18 protein-coding genes are annotated in these 20,082 nt (G+C 64.0%); 14 read left to right on the forward strand and 4 right to left on the reverse strand.

Going from position 1 to position 20,082, the window contains the following annotated elements; translation table 11 throughout:
• The first annotated feature begins 68 nt into the window (after positions 1-68).
• The 3 genes from M2427_RS14355 (at position 69) to argC (ending at position 4,570) form a co-directional block, all read left to right on the forward strand.
• Positions 69-2,666 (forward strand): DUF3857 domain-containing protein, encoded by a 2,598-nt coding sequence (locus M2427_RS14355; protein WP_280707002.1) that lies wholly within the window; start codon positions 69-71, stop codon positions 2,664-2,666.
• Positions 2,667-2,924: 258 nt separating this feature from the next.
• A complete protein-coding gene (locus M2427_RS14360; protein ID WP_280707003.1) occupies positions 2,925-3,590 on the forward strand; it encodes an FMN-binding negative transcriptional regulator in 666 nt (221 codons plus the stop codon).
• The gene (gene argC / locus M2427_RS14365; protein ID WP_280707004.1) at positions 3,587-4,570 is read left to right on the forward strand and encodes an N-acetyl-gamma-glutamyl-phosphate reductase; all 984 of its coding nucleotides are present in this window, start codon (positions 3,587-3,589) and stop codon (positions 4,568-4,570) included. Before M2427_RS14360 ends, argC begins: the two co-directional genes overlap by 4 nt.
• 81 nt (positions 4,571-4,651) lie before the next feature.
• Here argC and M2427_RS14370 read toward each other — a convergent pair whose 3' ends face one another.
• The 3 genes from M2427_RS14370 to phaC are packed head-to-tail and all read right to left on the reverse strand — an operon-like array spanning position 4,652 to position 7,837.
• Complete coding sequence (locus tag M2427_RS14370; RefSeq protein ID WP_280707005.1) at positions 4,652-5,518, reverse strand: ornithine carbamoyltransferase; 867 nt, start codon at positions 5,516-5,518, stop codon at positions 4,652-4,654.
• 32 nt (positions 5,519-5,550) lie between these two features.
• Positions 5,551-5,949 (reverse strand): MAPEG family protein, encoded by a 399-nt coding sequence (locus M2427_RS14375; protein WP_280707006.1) that lies wholly within the window; start codon positions 5,947-5,949, stop codon positions 5,551-5,553.
• Between the two features lie 58 nt (positions 5,950-6,007).
• A complete protein-coding gene (phaC, locus tag M2427_RS14380) occupies positions 6,008-7,837 on the reverse strand; it encodes a class I poly(R)-hydroxyalkanoic acid synthase (protein WP_280707007.1) in 1,830 nt (609 codons plus the stop codon).
• Between the two features lie 253 nt (positions 7,838-8,090).
• Between phaC and M2427_RS14385 the strand changes: the two genes are divergently transcribed.
• The 5 genes from M2427_RS14385 (at position 8,091) to M2427_RS14405 (ending at position 13,125) form a co-directional block, all read left to right on the forward strand.
• Complete coding sequence (locus M2427_RS14385) at positions 8,091-8,366, forward strand: hypothetical protein (RefSeq protein ID WP_280707008.1); 276 nt, start codon at positions 8,091-8,093, stop codon at positions 8,364-8,366.
• 243 nt (positions 8,367-8,609) lie between these two features.
• Positions 8,610-9,830 carry an LL-diaminopimelate aminotransferase gene (locus M2427_RS14390; RefSeq protein ID WP_280707009.1) on the forward strand — a complete coding sequence of 407 codons (1,221 nt, stop codon included), beginning with the start codon at positions 8,610-8,612 and terminating at the stop codon, positions 9,828-9,830.
• A 28-nt stretch (positions 9,831-9,858) separates the two neighbouring features.
• The gene (locus M2427_RS14395) at positions 9,859-11,175 is read left to right on the forward strand and encodes a homoserine dehydrogenase (protein WP_280707010.1); all 1,317 of its coding nucleotides are present in this window, start codon (positions 9,859-9,861) and stop codon (positions 11,173-11,175) included.
• A gap of 84 nt (positions 11,176-11,259) precedes the next feature.
• Entirely contained in the window at positions 11,260-12,261 is a 1,002-nt protein-coding gene (gene glpX, locus M2427_RS14400) for a class II fructose-bisphosphatase (RefSeq protein WP_280707011.1), read from the forward strand.
• A 144-nt stretch (positions 12,262-12,405) separates the two neighbouring features.
• On the forward strand, positions 12,406-13,125 hold the full coding sequence (locus tag M2427_RS14405) for a haloacid dehalogenase type II (protein ID WP_280707012.1): 720 nt from the start codon (positions 12,406-12,408) through the stop codon (positions 13,123-13,125).
• Positions 13,126-13,138: 13 nt separating this feature from the next.
• On the opposite strand, the gene M2427_RS14410 is transcribed toward M2427_RS14405, so the two are convergent.
• Positions 13,139-13,804 carry a GntR family transcriptional regulator gene (locus tag M2427_RS14410; protein ID WP_280707013.1) on the reverse strand — a complete coding sequence of 222 codons (666 nt, stop codon included), beginning with the start codon at positions 13,802-13,804 and terminating at the stop codon, positions 13,139-13,141.
• 117 nt (positions 13,805-13,921) lie between these two features.
• On the opposite strand from M2427_RS14410, the gene M2427_RS14415 reads away from it, so the two are divergent.
• The 6 genes from M2427_RS14415 to M2427_RS14440 are packed head-to-tail and all read left to right on the forward strand — an operon-like array spanning position 13,922 to position 20,072.
• On the forward strand, positions 13,922-14,716 hold the full coding sequence (locus M2427_RS14415; protein ID WP_280707015.1) for an enoyl-CoA hydratase/isomerase family protein: 795 nt from the start codon (positions 13,922-13,924) through the stop codon (positions 14,714-14,716).
• A 9-nt stretch (positions 14,717-14,725) separates the two neighbouring features.
• A complete protein-coding gene (locus M2427_RS14420; RefSeq protein WP_280707016.1) occupies positions 14,726-15,976 on the forward strand; it encodes a CoA transferase in 1,251 nt (416 codons plus the stop codon).
• 54 nt (positions 15,977-16,030) lie between these two features.
• The gene (locus M2427_RS14425) at positions 16,031-17,023 is read left to right on the forward strand and encodes a tripartite tricarboxylate transporter substrate-binding protein (protein WP_280707017.1); all 993 of its coding nucleotides are present in this window, start codon (positions 16,031-16,033) and stop codon (positions 17,021-17,023) included.
• Between the two features lie 16 nt (positions 17,024-17,039).
• Positions 17,040-17,522 (forward strand): tripartite tricarboxylate transporter TctB family protein, encoded by a 483-nt coding sequence (locus M2427_RS14430; RefSeq protein ID WP_280707018.1) that lies wholly within the window; start codon positions 17,040-17,042, stop codon positions 17,520-17,522.
• Between the two features lie 13 nt (positions 17,523-17,535).
• Positions 17,536-19,068 (forward strand): tripartite tricarboxylate transporter permease, encoded by a 1,533-nt coding sequence (locus tag M2427_RS14435; RefSeq protein ID WP_280707019.1) that lies wholly within the window; start codon positions 17,536-17,538, stop codon positions 19,066-19,068.
• Complete coding sequence (locus M2427_RS14440; protein WP_280707020.1) at positions 19,065-20,072, forward strand: 4-hydroxythreonine-4-phosphate dehydrogenase PdxA; 1,008 nt, start codon at positions 19,065-19,067, stop codon at positions 20,070-20,072. Before M2427_RS14435 ends, M2427_RS14440 begins: the two co-directional genes overlap by 4 nt.
• Positions 20,073-20,082 lie beyond the last annotated feature (10 nt).

Consider the following 20,082-nt stretch of genomic DNA (forward strand, 5'->3'; position numbering starts at 1 on the left):
GCGCTCAGCATATGATCGGACGCGTTTGTTCAGCTTTCCTGGTGGCGTTGCTCCTCGCCTCGCCATGCATGAAATCGTATGCCGCTGAATCATCCGGCGCTGATCGGCCCGGCTGGGTCGATCCGGGCTGGCGGCGAACGGTGGCGCGCTACGCCGTTACATTCGACGAGAAGGGGCTGAGTACGGAGGTCTTTGAGTTCGAAATCAAGGCGCTCGACGAGAAGGGCGCCGAGGCGATCGCGCAGCAGAGTTTTCAGTACAACAGCTATTTTGACGATTTGTCGTCGATGGCGCTTGCCACTCTCAAGGTCGACGGAACCGTGATCGAGGTCGATGAGCGCGCCATCCGCGATCAACCGGCGTCGACAGATTCCTCTTCGCCCTATTTCGACGAGGTTCGCAACAGGATCATCGCCTATCCCCATGTTGCTCCCGGCGACAGCATCCGCGGACGTCTGGTCTACAAGGCGAAACAGCCGAGATTTCCAGGTGAGTTTGCGCGTTCCTGGAGCGAGCCGGTGAGCCAGCCCCCCGAATTGCTCGAAGTCACCGTTGATGGACCGGCATCCAGGCCATTGCGGGTCGCGTTGCGCAATGTCGAACATCGTGAAGAGCGGGTGAACGATCGGATCGTGCATCACGTGCGCTTCAAGCAGGACGCGCCCAGACCCCGCCAGATCGACGACGAGACGCTCGCCGATGCCGAGCGTTTCGAGGTCAGCACGTTTGCTGACTATTCCGCTTTCGCGGCGATGCTGAACGCACGCAACGCACCGATGGCGCGACCGGACGAGAGGCTGATGCGACTGTCGCGGGAGATAATCGGCGACGCCGTCGGCACGCGCGCGAAGGTTGAGCGCCTCTACAATTGGGTCGCTCGAAACATCCGCTACGTCGGGATCGGGCTCGAGGACGGCGGCTGGACGTCGCAGCCTGCCTCGGCTGTGCTTGCGTCGCGCTACGGCGATTGCAAGGCGCATGCGACGCTGTTCAAGGCGTTGCTTGCTGCCAACGGCATCGAAGCCAATCTTGTCGCGGTGAACTCGGACGCAAGATACACGCTCACCGAAGTCGCCACGCCGAATTTCGACCACGCGATCGCCTATGTCCCGGAGATCGACCAATATCTCGATCCGACCGCTTCGCTGTTCGCCTTCGGCTCCCTGCCGCCGAACCTCGCGGGCAAGCCGGTTCTCAACATCGACAAGGGCACTTTGGGCCGCATCCCCATGGCTGGTCCGGAGCGCTTCCGGATGGCTGCTGAAACGGAATACGTCCTCGGCAATGATGGGAAACGCGAGGTCCGCTCGATCCTGTCTGGCACCGGCGTCGGCGCGCAAATAGGGCGCACGCTCGCGCAGGGACTCGATGATCAAGACCGGCGCATGGCCGCCAGGAAGCTGATCGAGCAGGCCGGTCTGACCGGCACCGGCGATTACACCTATCCAAATCCACGCGAGCTGACAGACGACTACGCGATCACATCAACGTTCCAGATCAGCAAACCCGTCGCTCTCGACCGGCCCGCGCACGTCAGGATGCTGCCTCTGACCGATCCAAGACAATCGCTCCTGCGGCTGGTCGCGCGCCAGACGAATGGACGGCCTTTTGTCTGCCGACCGATGGAGTACCGCGAGGTCGCTTCACTCACGGTTCCCGAGAACACGTTCTTTTACGAGAAACCGGCACCGATCGCCTATTCGGCGACGTTCGAAGGCAGAACGGGCAACGCTGAAGTCCATGGCCGGATCGAGGTGAATGGCACCATCGCCGTCGATGGCCGAACCATCCGCTCCAATGCGCTTCTTCGCCTTACGCTCGACGCACCGGTCTGCCCGGCGGAGTTTGGTCCGGCCATCGAGAAGGGGTTCGACAAGCTCGACGAGTTCAAGTACGGGCCGATCGGTCTGACCCCGAAGGGAGCCGCCTCGGTCGTCGAGGTCAGCGCCGACTATACCGACGGCGCGAACGCATATCTCGCCCATGATTTCGAACGCGCGATGGAGCTGTTGAAACCGCTCGCCGAGATCGGCAACGCCCGTGCTCAGGCCCATCTCGGGGCGATGTATCGGGACGGAAGCGGGATCAAGCGCGACGCCGGGGAGGCGGTCAAATGGTTTCGCCTAGCCGCTGAGCAAGGCGATCCCTATAGCCAAGAGCAGCTTGCTTACCTTCAGGAAACGGGTCCGCGGCAGCTTCGCGACGAGAAGCAGGCGGCCGATTGGTACTCCAAGGCTGCGGAGCAGGGTAAGGCCTATAGCCAAGCGCGCCTTGCCGCCATGTACCGGGACGGTCGTGGTGTTCCCCAGGACTTTGCCATGGCTTCGGATCTGTTTTCGCGGGCGGCGGAGCAGGGCTCCGCCTACGCGCAGATGAGTCTCGGTCTGTTGCACATCAAAGGCCAGGGCGTGCCGCAGGATCTTGCCAAGGGCATATCCCTGCTGCGCATGGCCGCCGACCAAAACGACAGCTTGGCTCAATACAATCTCGGCTGGGCCTATGAGAGTGGCACCGGCGTGCCGAAGGACGCACAGCAGGCGATCAAGTGGTACACCAAAGCGTACGATCGCGGAAACGAGCAAGCTGGCGCTCATCTTTACGAGCTGACGCGCGGGAGTTCCTTCTGGGGGAAACTCTTCAGCCATCTCGGGCTGGCCAGATGGTAGTGACGGCAAGGCGGTGGCGGCGTGGAATGACGGTTCCAAATCCTTGACGATGGGCCGATTTGGCCTTATAGCCGCGCCCCATGATCAACGCCGCGACCATCCTGTTCGCCCGTCGCCGCCGCCGCTCTTTAGCGGTTTGGGCGGTCGATCGCGTTTGAGATCATCGTCTTTGCCGCTGGATCCGATCCGCGGCATTCTCTCTCCTGTCAGCGCGATCTGATCCGGCGGCCCCCCAAGGAGGCCCAGCAGGAGACCACGATGTACACGCCACCCCATTTCAAGCCGGACCGCGCGGCGAGCCTGAAATTCGCGGGCGAGCGCGGCTTCGGCACCATGTGCGCCTTCGACGGCCACAAGCCGATTGCGTCGCCGTTGCCGTTCTACCTGACCTATGCCGCCGACGGCACGCCGCAGGCCGCCTTTCATGTTGCCCGTCACAATCCGTTGGTAAAGTTGGCGGATGGCGAGACCTCCTGGCTGCTCGCGGTCAACGGCCCGGATGCCTATGTGTCGCCAGACTGGTACGTCTCGCCGGATCAGGTGCCGACCTGGCTCTACCAGTCGGTGCATCTGAGCGGCCCGGTGAAATTGTTGTCCGATCGCGAACTCGCGGTGCAGATCGACACGCTCAGCGACATCTTCGAGAGCTGGCTGTTGCCGAAGAAGCCGTGGACGTCGGGCAAGATGACGGCCGGCCGGCTCGCGGCGCTGAAGAAGGGGATCGTGGGTCTGGTCATGACGGTTGAAGAGGTCGAAGGCAGCTTCAAGCTCAACCAGCACAAATCCGACGCCGATTACATGGCGATCGCCAACGCGCTCGGCGCGCAAGCCAATGCCGACGCGCGGGAGATCGCGCAACTGATGCAGGACGTGAGGCCGGAGGCCTTCGCGAACGAAACCATGCTCGAAAGGAGCGTACCATGAGCCTCACTGAAGCCGCGAAAGCCCCGACCAACAATGCCGCGAAGAAGCCCGCCACCGTGTTCGTCGACGGTGGCTCCGGCACCACCGGGCTCGGCATCAACGAGCGGCTGAAGCTCCAGAGCGACGTCGTGGTGAAGACCATCGCCGACGACAAGCGCAAGGACCCTGCGGCCAAGAAGGCGCTGATGGAGGAGGTCGATCTCGTCATCCTCTGCCTGCCTGACGATGCCGCCAAGGAGACGGTCGCGCTGATCGACAGCATGGGCGCCTCGGGACCGAAGGTGCTGGACGCCTCGACGGCCTACCGGGTCGCGCCTGATTGGGCCTACGGCTTTGCGGAGCTGGCGCCGGACCAGGCCGGCAAGATCAAGGCCGCGAAGAAGGTCTCCAATCCCGGCTGCTATCCGACCGGCGCAATCGCGCTGCTGCGGCCGATCGTCGATGCCGGCCTGTTGCCGCCTGACCATCCCGTCACCATCAATGCAGTGAGCGGTTATTCCGGCGGCGGCAAGTCGATGATCGCAAGCTTCGAAGACGGCAGCGCGCCGTCCTTCGAGCTCTACGGCCTCGGCTTCGAGCACAAGCATCTGCCGGAAATGCAGCTCTATTCGCACCTGACGCGGCGTCCGATCTTCATTCCCTCGGTCGGCAATTACCGGCAAGGCATGCTGGTCTCCGTGCCGCTCCAGCTCGACACACTGCCCGGCAAGCCCACAGGGGCCGACCTGCAAGCAGCGCTAGCCAAGCGCTACGCCGGCTCGAAATACGTCTCGGCAATGCCGCTGCAGAACGAGGCGACCAAGAGCGGCAAGCTGGAGCCGGAGGCTCTCAACGAGACCAACAGGCTCGAGCTCTACGTCTTTGCCAGCGACAAGTACCATCAGGCGGTGCTGGTCGCGCGGCTGGACAATCTCGGCAAGGGCGCCTCGGGCGCAGCCGTGCAGAACATGCGGCTGATGCTGGGCCTGCCGGAGGAGTAGGGCTTGCTCGTGCCCCGGACGCAGCGCAGCGTGAAGCGGTGCGCTGCTGAGCCGGGGCCCATCCTTCATCGCTGAGGCTGCTCAGCCTGCGACCCATTCCAGCAGCGCGTTTTGCAGATGTAGCAGATAGGCCTTCGCGGCAGCGCTCTGACAGGCAGCGTGGCTCATCGCGTCAGGCGTCACCTCCTGGCCCCTCGTCACTGGCGGGCAGGGGAGGAACATCACCTCGCTGCGGCATTTGTCGAGCAGCGAAGCGGATATCCGGTAGCGGGCGAGTTGATCCTTATGCGCGCCGTCAAGCCAGCAATCGGTGATGATCACGTCCGCGTCGTGCAGGGCGTCGAGATCGATGCTTGCCGAAAAGTGCGGGCTCGCGATGTCCCTGATATGCCACTCCGCCGGATAGATTTGGGTCACCTGGATCGGCAGGGCGATCGAGGCTTCAACCCAGGACCGGAGGATGTTGGCATCCGGTGCAACGCCGACCACCTTCAAGCCGTCGAGGCCCGCTCTCTTGCTCCTGACATAGGCGAGATCGCCGAGCGTTTCGCACGGATGGTTTGACCGCGTTCTGGCATTGATGACTGGCGCTTCCGCGCTGACCGCGAGCTCTTGCAGAGCCGACAGCTCCCGCGTGCGCACAACCAGCATGTCGAACCAATTGTCGAGATATGCCGCCAGATCCGCCGTGGCTTCAGCGGCATTGAGCCTGACGGGCGAATGCACGCAGAGGCCGCCCATCGCCTGGATGCCGAGGTCGAAGGCGGTGGTATTCCGCCATCCGCCATCGTCGACGATGAGCGCGATACGCTTTCCGGCTAGCGTTTGCGGCATCACGCGGTCGCGCCAGGCCGCCGCGAGGATTTGCGCACGGTCCAGGATCGATCCGATCGTGTCCGCGCTCAGATCCTGGAACTGGAGAAAATCCCTGGTGGGTTCTCGATGCATTGGCTAGGCGCTGCCGCGCGTCCGCGGCGCGGTCAGAGCACCTTGAAGATCGCCAGCGCCAGCACGGCCTGCGCGGCAAAGCCGACGGTGAAGGCGATCGTGCGGAACACCGGGATGCCGAGCGCATAGACGATCAGGTGCGCGACGCGCGCCCAGAAATAGACCACGCAGGCGAGCACCGTCCATTTCGAGGAATAGTCGATCGCATTCAGGATCAGCACCAGCGGCGCGAACAGCACGAGGTTCTCGACCGCATTGTCATGCGCGAACATCAACCGGTTGGCCCATTCGGCATGCGGCTTGTCGCCGCGCGAGGGGTTGGCCATGGCGCCACCGAGCCCGCGAACCTGGCAGCGGTTGATGGTGTAGGGAATCCAGAGGATCCCGGTCAGGATCACCGTACAGGTCAGCCAGAACAATTCACGCGTCATAACCCGGTCCCCTCCAAAATCGATGCCGTGAGCTTATACGAAAACGCGCGCCGTCGCGCTATGCGCGAACCCTGACATAGCTGCCGGGCGCGTCCTCGATCGGGGGCCACGCTTCGCTTCCGACGCTGCGTGCCGGCACTTCCTCCGGATCGAGCCCGCCCAGCCATTCGCGCCAGTCCGGCCACCATGAGCCCTTGTGCTCGACCGCGCCCTTCATCCACTCCGCGACATTGGCGGCCTTGATGTTGTCGTTGGTCCAGTACTGGTACTTGTTCGAGGCCGGCGGATTGACGACGCCGGCGATGTGGCCGGAGCCCGACAGGACGTACTTCACGGGGCCGCCGAAGAATTGCGAGCCGTACAGCACCGATTCCGCCGGCGCGATGTGGTCCTCGCGCGTGGCGAGGTTGTAGACGGGCACCTTGACCTTGGAGAGGTCGAGCAGCGTGTTGTCGAGCACCATGGTGCCGGTCGACAGCCTGTTCTCCAGGTAGCAGTTGCGCAGATAATAGGAATGGTTCGCCTGGGTCATCCGCGTCGCGTCGGAATTCCAGTGCAGCAGGTCGAACGCGCTCGGCTGCTGGCCCTTGAGGTAGTTGCTGACGACGTAGGACCAGATCAGATCGTTGGAGCGCAGCATGTTGAAGGCCATCGCCATCTTCGAGCCTTCGAGCACGCCTGACGCCTTCATGTCCTGCTCGAGCGCCGCGATCTGCTCCTCGTCGACAAAGACGAGGAGATCGCCGGCATGGGTGAAATCCACCTGGGCGGCAAAGAACGTCGCCGAGGTCACGCGCTGACGGCGCTTCTCGGCGAGCCAGGCCAGCGTGGTTGCGAGCATGGTGCCGCCGACGCAATAGCCGGCCGTGTGAACCTTCATCTCGCCGGTGATCTTCTCGATCACGTCCATCGCCGTGAGCGGACCTTGCTTCATGTAGTCTTCCCAGCTCTTGGCGCCGAGGCGCTTGTCGGGGTTGACCCATGAGATCACGAACACGGTGATGCCCTGGTCGACGCACCACTTGATGTAGGATTTCTCCGGCTTGAGATCGAGGATGTAGAACTTGTTGATCCAGGGCGGCACGATCAGCAGCGGCGTGCGCAGCACCGTCTCCGTGGTCGGAGAATACTGGATCAGCTGCATCATTTCGTTCTGGTAGATCACCTTGCCCGGCGTCGTCGCCATGTTGACGCCGACGACGAGATTGTCCGGGTTGGACTGGCGGATCTTCAGCATGCCCTTGCCGGCGGCAATGTCCTCCGCCAGCATGGTCAGGCCGCGCGCGAGGTTCTCGCCGCTGCTCGCAACCGTCTCGCGCAGCACTTCCGGATTGGTCAGCACGAAGTTCGAGGGCGAGATCGCGTTGGTGACCTGCTGGACGTAGAACTCGGCCTTGCGGCGGGTCGCCGGATCGAGCTCGGCGTCTTGCACCAGCTCCTGCGCCCATTTGCTGGTGAGCAGATAGAGCTGCATCATGAAGTCGAAGAACTGGTTCGACTTCCATTCCGGATCGGCAAAGCGCTTGTCGCGCGGCGAGGGCGCGATCGCGGGTTGCGCCTCCTGGCCGGCCATCCGTCGCGCCGCCGAGCCCCAGAGATCGAGATAGTCCTTGGCGAGCTTGGTCTGGACGTCGGATGCACGCGACTGGTCCGACAGCCAATATTCGGCGACCGAGGTGAAAGTCTTGACGACCTCGGTAAGCTCGGCTGGCGGACGATCCTGCACTTCGCCGCTCTCGCGCGGCTTCAGATACGCGGCGAGCGCCTTGCCGCCGCTCTCCATCGCCCGCGCGACATTCATCGCGAAGGCTTCCGCATCGAACTTCGTTTCAGACTTTGTCCCGGACGTCGAGCCGGACTTGGGCGTGTCGGTCGTGGCGGTACTCATGAGGACAACAGTAACGATTCATTCCGTATTCGTCACCGCGAAGCTCGCTGGTTTCACGCCAAACGGGCGCGAAGATGTGCTGCAGTGCGACAAGGCTTCTTGCTTTTGTCACAATCGCAGTGCACCTCTCGTCCCGTGGGCCTTGGATGATTTCTCGCTCGTACCATTTGTGGGCAGCAATGGTTTGAGCTTGGGCAGGTTGTTGGTTAAGTTACCGGCAGCCTTGCATTGGGACGAGTAGGGGAATTCCCAAGTGTTGGCGTTGTGGGACCTGCAAAAGTCGCTGCCGGTGTCTGGCGCGCTGCTGATCGCAGCGCTTGCCTTGGGCGGCTGCTCGAGTCAATTGGCCGACTACACACCCGCCGACGCGCAGGCTCATCCGAGGGAGCCTGGCGCTTACCTTCCGGTGCACGATCTGCCGCCGGACCGCGATCAGGCCATCATCCCACCGGACCAGCGCGCCAAGATCGAGGCGGAGCTAGCCGCGGCCCGCGACCGCCAGTCCGTTGCCGCAAAGGACGCCAAATAGGGCGGCTGGCAGCAACTGGACGGCCGCAGCGAGCTGCAAGGTAATCGCTGGCGCCCCCGCTACTCCGTGCTAAAAAGACCTCAATTCAGCCGAGAGTCAGGGCGAAGGAGTTCAGTCCGCGTCGCCGAAATTCACTCCAAGTATTTGATTGTGGGTGATTTTCGGCGCGAGGCGAGGTCTCCTCGAAGGGTGTTTGTCGCCCTTCGATTCTGTCCTGACCGGTTGCCCGGAGCCCAGAGAGCCATGGACGAATTTTACCGCATCCGCCGCCTTCCGCCTTACGTCTTCGAGCAGGTCAACCGGGCCAAGGCGGCCGCGCGGAATGCCGGCGCCGACATCATCGATCTCGGCATGGGCAACCCGGACCTGCCGGCTCCGCCGCATGTGCTGGAGAAGCTCAAGGAGACGCTGGGCAAGCCGCGCACCGACCGCTACTCGGCCTCCCGCGGCATCCCCGGCCTGCGCCGGGCCCAGGCCGCCTATTACGAGCGCCGCTTCGGCGTGAAGCTCAACCCCGACACCCAGGTGGTGGCGACGCTCGGCTCGAAGGAAGGCTTTGCCAACGTGGCGCAGGCGATCACCGCGCCGGGCGACGTCATCCTCTGTCCGAACCCGAGCTATCCGATTCACGCCTTCGGCTTCTTGATGGCGGGCGGCGTGATCCGCTCGGTGCCGTCGGAGCCGACGCCGCAATTCTTCGAGGCGGTGGAGCGGGCGATCGTGCATTCGATCCCGAAGCCGCTCGCGCTCGTGGTCTGCTATCCCTCGAACCCGACGGCCTATGTCGCGAGCCTGGATTTCTACAAGGACCTCGTCGCGTTCGCGAAGAAGCACGAGATCCTGATCCTGTCCGATCTCGCTTACGCCGAAGTCTATTTCGACGAGAGCAATCCGCCGCCCTCGGTGCTGCAGGTGCCCGGTGCGATCGACGTGACCGTCGAGTTCACCTCGATGTCGAAGACCTATTCGATGGCCGGCTGGCGCATGGGCTTCGCGGTCGGCAATGATCGCGTGATCGCAGCACTCGCCCGGGTCAAATCCTATCTCGATTACGGCGCGTTCACGCCCGTGCAGGTCGCAGCGACCGCTGCGCTGAACGGTCCCGACGATTGCATCAAGGAAATGCGTGACACCTATCGCAAGCGGCGCGATGCGCTGGTGGAATCGTTCGGCCGCGCCGGCTGGGAGATCCCGCCGCCGGAAGCGTCGATGTTTGCCTGGGTGCCGCTGCCCGAAGCGTTCCGCAGCGTCGGCAGCATGCAATTCGCAACCCTGATGGTGGAGAAATCAGGCGTCGCGGTCTCGCCCGGCGTCGGATTCGGCGAGCATGGTGAAGGATATGTCCGCATCGCCATGGTGGAAAACGAGCAACGGATCAGGCAGGCCGCGCGCGGCGTGCGCCGCTTCCTTGAAAGCGGCCTCGAAACGTTGCACAACGTCGTTCCGCTCGCCAACAGGCGCTAATTCTCTTCTGCAGGTTCACTAAAGCATCATGGTTGCACCCCTGAAAGTGGGCATAGCGGGGCTCGGCACCGTGGGCGCCGAAGTTATCCGTTTGATCGAGACCCAGGCCCGCGTGCTCGCCGGCCGCAGCGGCCGCGGCATTCGTGTCGTCGCCGTCACCGCGCGCTCGAAGGCGAAGAAGCGCAACATCGATCTGCGTGGCGTCGAATGGGCCAAGGATCCGCTTGCGCTCGCCACGCATCCGGAGGTCGACTGCTTCGTCGAACTGATGGGCGGCGCCGGCGATCCCGCGCTGTCCGCAGTCGAAGCTGCGCTCAACGCCGGCAAGTCGGTCGTCACCGCGAACAAGGCGCTGCTTGCGAAGCACGGTTTGAAACTGGCAAAAGCCGCCGAAAAGCATGGCGGCGCGCTGAATTTCGAGGCAGCCGTCGGCGCCGCGATCCCCGTCATCAAGACGTTGCGCGAAGGGCTCGCCGGAACCGGCATCAACCGCGTCTACGGCATCCTCAACGGCACCTGTAACTATATCCTGACCCGAATGGAGCAGGAGGGCCTGTCCTTCGCCGAGTGTCTCAAGGATGCGCAGCGGCTCGGCTATGCCGAGGCCAATCCGTCCTTCGACGTCGACGGCCACGACACCGCGCAGAAGCTCGCCATTCTCGCCAGCCTCGCCTTCGGCACGAAAGTTGCTCAAAGCGCGGTGTATGTCGAAGGCATCTCCTCCATCGCGCCGGAAGATCTGCGCGCAGCCGCTGATCTCGGTTACCGCGTCAAGCTGCTCGGCGTTGCCGTTCGCACCGCCAAGGGCATCGAGCAGCGCGTGCATCCGACCATGGTTCCCAAGACATCCTCGATCGCGCAGGTGATGGGTGTCACCAACGCGGTCACGATCGATGGCGAGGGCATTCCGCCGATCACGCTGGTCGGTCCCGGCGCCGGCGGTGCTGCGACCGCGTCCGCCGTCGTTGCCGATATCGCCGACGTCGCGCGCGGCATTCGCGCCAATCCGTTCGGCCGGCCGATCGCGCAACTGCGCGACACCAAGAAGGCGCCGATGGAGCGGCACGAAGGCGGCTACTACATCCGCCTTCTGGCGCGCGATTTTCCGGGCACCGCGGCTGCGATCGCCACCCGGCTCGCGGAGCAGAAGATTTCGATCGAGTCGATCGTGCAGCGCCATCCCAATGGCGGCGCCGCCCCGGCCAATGGCAAAGCCGTGCCCGTGCCCGTCATCCTGATCACCTACGCCACGCATGAGGACGCCGTGCGCCGCGCGCTCGCCGCCGTGCAGAAGGACAAGGTGATCAGCGGACGGCCGCAGGTCATACGGATTGAGAAGAACTAGACTATGCGGTTCGAACGAACCGCTGAGGTTGCGAGTTGACGCGGGCAGGGATCCTGTCCCGAACCGATTTGAAGGAGTGAGCCGATGTCGACCCATATTGAAGTCCCCCCGCACGCCTTGCTCGAGCGCATCCTCACGCTTGAGATCGTGCGCGTGACGGAGCGGGCGGCAGTGTCGTCGGCGCGGTTGCGCGGGCATGGGCAGGAGAAGCCGGCCGACCAGGCCGCGGTCGACGCGATGCGCCGCGAGCTCAACAAGCTGCCGATCCAGGGCACCATCGTGATCGGCGAGGGCGAACGCGACGAGGCGCCGATGCTCTATATCGGCGAGAAGGTCGGCCTGAATGCCGGTCCGGAAGTCGACATCGCGGTCGATCCGCTCGAAGGCACCACGCTGTGCGCCAAGAACATGCCGGGCTCGATCGCCACCATGGCGATGGCCGACGGCGGTACGCTGCTGCACGCCCCCGACGTCTACATGCAGAAGCTTGCGATCGGTCCCGGCTACGACAAGGGTGTCGTCGAGCTCGATGCGAGCCCTGCCGATAACGTCCGTCGCCTGGCCAAGGCCAAGGGCGTGACGCCTGCAGGCATCACCGTTCTGGTGCTCGACCGTCCGCGCCATGCCAGCATCATCGAGAGCGTGCGCTCGACGGGAGCAGCCGTGCGGCTCATCACCGACGGCGACGTTGCCGGCGTGATCCACTGCGCCGACCCCGACAACACCGGCGTCGACATGTATCTCGGCACCGGCGGCGCGCCGGAAGGCGTGCTCGCGGCCGTGGCGCTGCGCTGCATCGGCGGCCAGATGCAGTGCCGGCTCATTCTCGATTCCGACGAGAAGCGCGAACGCGCCGCCAAGATGGGCGTCAACGATCCCAAGATGATCTACGGCATCGAGGACATGGCGCGCGGCGACTGCCTGTTCGCGGCCACCGGCGTGACGACGGGTTCGCTGCTGTCGGGCGTAAAATTCCGCAAGGACGGCGTGATCGAGACCGAGACGGTGGTGATGCGCTCCGTCACCGGCACCGTGCGCTACATCAAGGCCGAGCACCGCGAGCTCGCGAAGTTTCATTTGGACTGATGTTCTCGGTCATTCCGGGGCTCGCGAAGCGAGAACTATGGTGCGCAATTGCGCACCTGAGAATCTCGCGCCACAACTTCTGGATTCCGGGTTCGATGCTGCGCATCGCCCCGGAATGACAACAAGAACAACCAGGAAATCGCCATGTCCGATCTCTCCGCCGTCAAAGCCCTGATCTTCGATGTGTTCGGCACGGTCGTCGACTGGCGCACCAGCCTGATCACCGACTTCATGTGGTGGAGCAAGCAGCGCGGCATCAGCGCCGACTGGACCGCGCTCGTCGATGGCTGGCGCGGCATGTACATGGCCTCGATGGACGATGTGCGCAAACATCCCGAGCGCGGCTATGTCATGCTCGACGATCTGCACCGCCGCTCGCTCGAGAAGCTGGTCGAGCAATTTGCCATCAAGGGCCTCACCGATGCCGATCTCGATTATCTCACCAAGGGCTGGCACCGCCTCAATCCCTGGCCCGACAGCGTTGCAGGCCTGACACGATTGAAGACGAAATTCGTGATCTCGCCGCTATCGAACGGCAACGTCGCGCTGCTCACCAACATGGCGAAGTTTGCGGGCCTGCCGTGGGACCTCATCATGTCGGCCGAGCTGTTCGAGCATTACAAGCCCGATCCCGAAACCTATCTCGGCGCCGCAAAGCTGCTGTGCCTCGAGCCGGAGCAGGTGATGATGGTCGCCGCCCACAATGGCGATCTCGCCGCCGCGCAGAAAAATGGCCTCAAGACCGCGTTCGTCGCGCGGCCGACCGAATATGGCCCGTTGCAGAAGCTCGATTTCGAAGCGACCGGCAACTGGGACATCGTCGCCAAGGACTTTGGCGGGATCGCCGACAGACTGGGGTGCTAGGCGAGCCGCCGCCTCAGGCGATCTTCAGCGCGAGCTCGCTCGCCTCTGTTTCCGCAAACCCAGCCTGCAGCACCTCTTCTCGCTTGTGCCGCAGATGCGCGCGCAGGATGTGGGAGAGGCCGGCGCCGTCGCGGCGCTGGAGTGCGTTCAGGATGGCTTCGTGTTCGCTGACCGCAAAGGTCCAGCGCTGTGGCGTCATCGGCGTGACGTAGCGCGCGCGGCGGATGCGCGCGGTCACGGACGCGTAGAGTCCTGAAAGCACGGGATTGCCGGCGGCAGCGACGATGCCCTCGTGGATGGCGCGGTTGCCACGATAATACTGGATCAGGTCGCCCTCGCGATAATGCTGCACCATTGCCGCGTGCGCCGCGGCGATCTCAGCAATCTCGCGATCGCTGATGCGCTCGCAGGCGAGCTCGCCCGCCAGCGCTTCGAGACCCTGGCAGACCTCGAAGAGGTCGCGCATGTCCTTGTCGGTCAGTTTTGCCGCGCGCGAGCCGCGATGGGGCAGGAGCTGCACAAGACCTTCGGCAGCCAGCACCTTGAGCGCTTCACGCAGCGGCGTGCGCGAGATGTCGAGCCGCTCGCACAGCTCGCGCTCGGGGATTCGCGCGCCCGGCGGGATCTCGCCGTCGAGCAGAATGTCGCGGATGCGGCCGACGACTTCCTCATGCAGCATGGGATATCTCTATTTTGAATGCAAAAGTGACCAGCTAGACGAAAGTTAGGTATCTATATCTTGAAATTCCCAATTTTTGCATTCAAAAATGCAAAAAACAATGGGGGGATCGAGGAAATGGACCAGGCCACAGCGGCGGACGACCTCGTTTTTGAATGCAGGGACGGGATCGGACGGATCACCTTCAACCGCCCGCAGGCGCGCAATGCCTTCACCTTCGCCATGTACGAGCGGCTCGCCGCCATCTGCGCGCAGGCCAATGACGACAGGTCCATCAAGGTGCTGGTGCTGCGCGGGGCCGGCGACAAGGCGTTCGCCTCCGGCACCGACATCAACCAGTTCCGCGAATTCAAGACGCCGCAGGATTCCATCGACTACGAGAACCGGATCGACCGGGTGCTCACCACGCTGGAGCAATGCCGCGTGCCGACCATCGCGGCGATCAACGGCTTCTGCACCGGCGGCGGGGCAGGGATCGCCGCGGCCTGCGACCTGCGTATCGGCACGCGCAGCACCATGATCGGATTCCCTATCGCCCGCACGCTCGGCAATTGCCTGTCGATGTCCAATGTCAGCCGTCTCACCGCGCTGATTGGTGCGGCGCGGGTCAAGGACCTGATCTTCACTGCGCGGCTGGTCGATGCGGCGGAGGCCGCAAATGTCGGGCTGCTCGGCGAGATCGTCGACGATCTCGCCGCGCTCGACAAACGCGCTGACGAGGTCGCGCGCCTCGTTGCCAGCCACGCGCCGCTGACGCTGAATGCGACCAAGCAGGCGGTCGCCCGCCTGCAACGGCGGCTGACTCAGGACGAGGGTGAAGACCTCATCCTGATGTGCTACACGAGCCAGGATTTTCGCGAAGGGCTCGATGCTTTCCTCAGCAAGCGCGCCCCGCAGTGGCGCGGTCAATAGGACGCCCCGATGCCAAGCGATCAGCCGCAATCCACCGCCCGCCGCTCAGGTCCGCTTGCCGGCCTCAAAGTTATCGATCTCACCCATGTCATGGCAGGGCCGACCTGCACCTTGATGCTCGCCGACATGGGCGCCGACGTCATCAAGATCGAGAAATGGCCTAATGGAGACGACACCCGCCATTCGGTGCCGCCGAAGATCGGCGACGAGGCCGCCTCGTTCCTGATGATGAACCGCAACAAGCGCGGCATCGTGCTGGATCTCAAGACCGACGGCGGCAAGGAGGTGCTGCGGCGTCTGATCGCTGACGCCGACGTGCTGGTCGAGAACTTTGCGCCCGGCGCGATGGAGCGGCTGGGCTTCGGCTATCAAGAACTGCACAAGCAATTCCCGGCGCTGATCTATTGCTCGCTGTCTGGGTTTGGCCGCACCGGTCCCTACAAGCACCGCAGGGGATTTGACCTGGTCGCGCAGGCGATGAGCGGCATCATGAGCTTTACCGGCGAACGCCCCGACGGTCCGCCCGTGAAATGCGGCCCGCCGCTCTCGGACATTACCGCGGGCCTGCTCGCGAGCATGGGCATCCTTGCTGCCTATACCCATCGGCTCAAGACCGGGGAGGGGCAGTGGGTCGAGACGTCGCTCTTTGAGGCGGCGCTGGTGCAGACCTATTGGCAGTCGACCATCGCGCTGGCCGCCGGCACCGCGCCACGCGCGATGGGCTCGGCGCATCCGCTCAACGCGCCATACCAGGCGTTTGAGGCTTCCGACGGTTGGCTCGTCGTCGGCGGCGCCAACAAGAAACATTGGCTGCTGATGCTGGAAGCGCTGGGCGCCAGCGAGCTCGCCGCCGATCCGCGCTTCGTCACGGGGGCTGACCGCATGGCCAATTTGAAGGAGCTGGAAGCGGTGCTGAGCGAGCGCTTCCGCACACAGACGCGCGCGCATTGGCTCGCGGCGCTGGACGAGAAGGGCGTGCCCTGCGGTCCCGTGCATGACATGCTGGAGGCGCTCAGCGATCCCCAGACGCTGGCGCGCGACATGGTGGTCGAGGTCGAGCATTCCACTCTTGGTCCGATCAAGACCATCGGGTTGCCGGTTAAATTTTCGGAGACGCCGGGCAAGGTGGCCTCCGGCGCGCCCGTCTATGGCGAACATACGCGCGAGGTTTTGGCCGAGCATGGGTTCGACCCGACGCAAATCGAAGTGCTCGAGAAAGAAGGCGCGATCGTCTCGGCCGCAAGGGAGCGTGTCGCCTGAGCGGACGTCGAGACGACTGATCAAACAAAACAGAAAAGTCAGTTGGAGGAAATCATGCGTGGGACGTCTCTCTTCCTGTTGTCCGTCAGTGCGGTCATGCTCGCAGGCGCGATGCCTGCATTCGCGGCCTGGCAGCCGCAGAAGCCGATCGAGTTCGTGGCGACCGCCGGCCCCGGTGGCGGCACCGACAACATGGCCCGCGCAGTCCAGAACATCATCACCAAGTACAAGCTGACGGATCAGCCCATCGTCGTCGTCAACAAGGGCGGCGGCAGCGGCGCGGAGGGCTACGTCTACGGCAAGGCGTCCGCCGGCGATCCCCACAAGGTGATCTTCGGCACCTCGAACGCCTGGCAGCAGCCGCTCGTCTCAAAAGTTGCCTTCAACTACACCGATCTCACCCCGATCGCAGCGATGGCACAGGATGAGTTCCTGCTCTGGGTCAAGCAGGACGCGCCCTACAAGACCGCCGGCGACTATCTGAAGGCGGCGGCATCGGGCGAGTTCAAGATGGGCGGGGCGCAGTCCAAGGACACCGATGAAGTGTTGACGCGCATGATCGAGAAGACGGGGCACGTCAAGCTCACCTATATCCCCTTCAAGAGCGGCGCCGAGGTCGCGGTACAGCTCGCCGGTGGGCATCTCGATTCCCACGTCAACAATCCCAGCGAAAGCCTGGGACAATGGCGCGGCGGCACGCAGCGTCCGCTCTGCGTCTTCAACCCGAAGCGCCTGCCTGATGGCCCCAAGATCACCGCGACCGAAGGCTGGAGCGACGTCCCGACCTGCGCCGAGCAGGGCCTCGACATCAAGCAATATGAGCAGCCACGCACGGTCTGGCTGCCCGGCAAGGTCACGCCGGAGCAGGCCGAATATTACGTCGACCTCATGAAGAAGGTGCAGGCGACGCCGGAATGGAAGGACTACATCGAGAAGACCTCCCAGGTTGACACGTTCCTGACCGGTGCCGAGTTCGACAAGTTCATCAAGGAGGACCTCGAGCACGTCCGGCAGGTTGCGAGCGAGCAGGGCTGGCTGGTCAAGTGAGGATCAGGAGCCCTCGATGATCTCGCGACGCGCCCTCGAACTTGTGACCGCCATCCTCACTGGCAGTTTCGGTGTCGCGGTGGTGGTCCAGAGTCTGGACAACGGCATCGGCTGGTCGAGCGAGGGCGTTGAATCAGGCACGTTTCCGTTCTTGACCGGGATCATCATCGTCGCCGGAAGCCTCTACAATCTCGTGCGTGGCGTCGTGCCGACCGCCTCGCTGGCGAACGTCCCCATTGCGATCACCTCCGTTGAGCTGCGGCGGCTGGCGGGCCTGTTCGTGCCGGCCGCGATCTTCGTCGCGGCGATCCCGCTGCTCGGGATGTATGTCGCGTCGGCGGCGTATGTGTTCGCGGTGCTCGCGATCCCCCGGTATCAGTCCATCCTGCGGTCGGCGGTGACGGCGGCAGCAACGGCACTCGCGCTCTATGTCGTGTTCGAGCGCATGTTCCAGGTCAGCCTACCTCACGGCGCACTCGCCGCGGCGCTCGGGTTCTGAGGGGAAGAGACCGATGGATAATCTCTCGGAGCTCTTCCACGGCTTCACCATCGCGGTCACGGTGCCGCATCTGGCCTTGATGGTTGTCGGCGTGCTGCTCGGCATTCTCGTCGGCGTGCTGCCGGGGCTGGGTGCGCCGAACGGCGTGTCGCTGCTGCTGCCGCTGACCTTCGGCATGCAGCCGGTCTCGGCGATCATCCTGCTCTCCAGCATGTATTGGGGTGCGCTGTTCGGCGGCTCCGTCACCTCGATCCTGTTCAACATTCCCGGCGAGCCATCATCGGTCGCGACCACCTTCGACGGCTATCCGATGGCGCGTGACGGTCGGCCGACCACGGCGCTCGCAACCGCCTTCGGCTCGGCCGCATTTGGTGCGCTTGTTGGCGTCATTCTGATCACCTTCCTGGCGTCGTGGGTGGCGCAGGTTGCGCTCGCCTTTGGTCCGGCGGAGTATTTTGCCGTGTATTTCCTGGCGTTCGCGAGCTTTGTCGGTATGGGCGGCGCAGCCCCGATCAAGACCGTCGTTGCGCTCGCGATCGGCTTTGCGATCGCCGCCATCGGCATCGACACCGTCTCCGGCAGCGTCCGCCTCACCATGGGCGTGGACGAGTTGGTCAAGGGCGTGAACTTCGTCGTCGCGGTGATGGGCCTGTTCGGCATCGGCGAGCTGCTGGTGGCAGTCGAGGAAGAATTTCATGCCCGCGCCGTTTCGTCGAAGATCGACTGGGGCGAGGTGTTTCGCGCGGTTGGCCGCCTGCCGCGCCACAGCGTTGCGCTGCTGCGCAGTGCCGCGATCGGCTGCTGGATGGGGATCACACCGGGCGGCCCGACCGCGGCGTCCTTCATGAGCTACGGCATCGCGCGCCGCTTCTCCCGCCGCGGCCGCTATTTCGGCACCGGCGAGGTCGAGGGCATCATCTCGCCGGAGACCGCCGATCATGCCGCCGGCACCAGCGCGCTGCTGCCGATGCTCGCGCTCGGCATTCCCGGCTCCGCGACCGCGGCCGTGATGATGGGCGGGCTGATGATCTGGGGTCTCAACCCCGGGCCGATGCTGTTCGTGGACCAGAAAGACTTCGTCTGGGGCCTGATCGCCTCGATGTATGTCGGCAACATCGTTGCGGTCGCGCTGGTGCTGCTGACCGTGCCTGTTTTCGCCGCGTTGATGCGGATTCCCTTCGTGGTCATTGCGCCGCTGATCGTGATCATCTGCGTCGTCGGTGCCTATTCGGTGTCGAACTCCTATCTCGACGTGGTGATGATGCTCGGTTTCGGCATCGTCGGCTATCTCTTCAAGAAGCTGTTTTATCCGCTGGCACCGCTGGTGCTCGCGATCGTCATCGGCGACAAGGCCGAGGATGCGTTCCGTCAATCCATGCTGATGTCCAAGGGATCCATCGGCATCTTCTTTGCCAACAAGCTGGTGACGTGCCTGGTGGTCGCAGGCATCGCGCTGCTGCTGCTTCCGCTGGTGCTGCAGCTCGCGCGGCCCTTCCGCAAGTCCCCAGCCACTGAGACGTCCGCCCAGGAAAAGGTGATCATATGACCGCAAAGCCGCTCATCGCGCTGGCGATGGGAGACCCCGCCGGTATCAGCCCGGAGCTGACGGCCAAGCTTGTAGCCCTCGACGAGATCCGCAGCCGCTGCCGCCTCGTCGTGATCGGCGATCGCCGCATCTTTGACCAGGGCGCGCGCGTTGCCGGCGTAAAGCCGGAGCTGACGTACGTAGAGCAGGGGGCTGATTTTCGCGCGGCGAAGGGCGATGCGCTGTTCGTCGATCTCGGCCATCTCGATCCCAGGGAGGTTGAACCGAAGACCGCGACCCTGGCCGGCGGGAAATTCGCACTGACGAATTATCGGCACGCACTTGAGCTTGCCCGCGACGGCCGCGTCGATGCGGTCTGCTTCACACCATTCAACAAGCAGGCGATGCGCTATGCCCGCGCCGACTATGATGACGAGATCGCGTTCTCGGCCGAAGTCGCCGGGCTCAAGACACCGGCCAGCGAATTCAACGTGCTCGGCGAGCTCTGGAATGCCAGGGTCACCTCGCATATTCCGCTCAAGGACGTCGCATCAAAACTGTCGGGCGAGCGCATCCTGCGCGCGCTCAAACTGACCGATGCCTGCATGCGCAATGCCGGCTTTGCACGGCCGCGCATTGCTGTCGCGGGCCTCAATCCGCATGCCGGCGACGGCGGCAATTTCGGCCGCGAGGAAATCGATGTCATCGCGCCCGTGGTGGAAGCCGGCCAACGCGAGGGCATTGCCGTGGAGGGCCCGTTTCCGGCCGACACCGTGTTTCTGCGTGCCAAGGCCGGCGCCTTCGATGCCGTGCTGACGATGTACCACGACCAGGGCCAGATCGCGATGAAGCTGATGGGGTTCGATCGCGGCGTCACCCTGCTCGGCGGCTTCCCGTTCCCGATCTGCACGCCCGCGCACGGCACCGCCTACGACATCGCAGGCCAGGGCATCGCATCAACAGGTGCCAGCCGCGCCGCGGTGCTGCTGGCGGCGGAGATGGCGTCGCGGCGTATCGCGCAATGATCTCTCAAGT

The sequence above is a fragment of the Bradyrhizobium sp. BR13661 genome (genome assembly GCF_029892425.1).
Lineage (GTDB): Bacteria > Pseudomonadota > Alphaproteobacteria > Rhizobiales > Xanthobacteraceae > Bradyrhizobium.

What these genes read in the sequence shown, in the direction of transcription:
- M2427_RS14355 (WP_280707002.1), top strand. Translation starts at nt 69, where the DNA reads ATGAAATCGTATGCCGCTGAATCATCCGGCGCTGATCGGCCCGGCTGG.
- M2427_RS14360 (WP_280707003.1), top strand. Translation starts at nt 2,925, where the DNA reads ATGTACACGCCACCCCATTTCAAGCCGGACCGCGCGGCGAGCCTGAAA.
- argC (WP_280707004.1), top strand. Translation starts at nt 3,587, where the DNA reads ATGAGCCTCACTGAAGCCGCGAAAGCCCCGACCAACAATGCCGCGAAG.
- M2427_RS14370 (WP_280707005.1), bottom strand. Translation starts at nt 5,518, where the DNA reads ATGCATCGAGAACCCACCAGGGATTTTCTCCAGTTCCAGGATCTGAGC.
- M2427_RS14375 (WP_280707006.1), bottom strand. Translation starts at nt 5,949, where the DNA reads ATGACGCGTGAATTGTTCTGGCTGACCTGTACGGTGATCCTGACCGGG.
- phaC (WP_280707007.1), bottom strand. Translation starts at nt 7,837, where the DNA reads ATGAGTACCGCCACGACCGACACGCCCAAGTCCGGCTCGACGTCCGGG.
- M2427_RS14390 (WP_280707009.1), top strand. Translation starts at nt 8,610, where the DNA reads ATGGACGAATTTTACCGCATCCGCCGCCTTCCGCCTTACGTCTTCGAG.
- M2427_RS14395 (WP_280707010.1), top strand. Translation starts at nt 9,859, where the DNA reads ATGGTTGCACCCCTGAAAGTGGGCATAGCGGGGCTCGGCACCGTGGGC.
- glpX (WP_280707011.1), top strand. Translation starts at nt 11,260, where the DNA reads ATGTCGACCCATATTGAAGTCCCCCCGCACGCCTTGCTCGAGCGCATC.
- M2427_RS14405 (WP_280707012.1), top strand. Translation starts at nt 12,406, where the DNA reads ATGTCCGATCTCTCCGCCGTCAAAGCCCTGATCTTCGATGTGTTCGGC.
- M2427_RS14410 (WP_280707013.1), bottom strand. Translation starts at nt 13,804, where the DNA reads ATGCTGCATGAGGAAGTCGTCGGCCGCATCCGCGACATTCTGCTCGAC.
- M2427_RS14415 (WP_280707015.1), top strand. Translation starts at nt 13,922, where the DNA reads ATGGACCAGGCCACAGCGGCGGACGACCTCGTTTTTGAATGCAGGGAC.
- M2427_RS14420 (WP_280707016.1), top strand. Translation starts at nt 14,726, where the DNA reads ATGCCAAGCGATCAGCCGCAATCCACCGCCCGCCGCTCAGGTCCGCTT.
- M2427_RS14425 (WP_280707017.1), top strand. Translation starts at nt 16,031, where the DNA reads ATGCGTGGGACGTCTCTCTTCCTGTTGTCCGTCAGTGCGGTCATGCTC.
- M2427_RS14430 (WP_280707018.1), top strand. Translation starts at nt 17,040, where the DNA reads ATGATCTCGCGACGCGCCCTCGAACTTGTGACCGCCATCCTCACTGGC.
- M2427_RS14435 (WP_280707019.1), top strand. Translation starts at nt 17,536, where the DNA reads ATGGATAATCTCTCGGAGCTCTTCCACGGCTTCACCATCGCGGTCACG.
- M2427_RS14440 (WP_280707020.1), top strand. Translation starts at nt 19,065, where the DNA reads ATGACCGCAAAGCCGCTCATCGCGCTGGCGATGGGAGACCCCGCCGGT.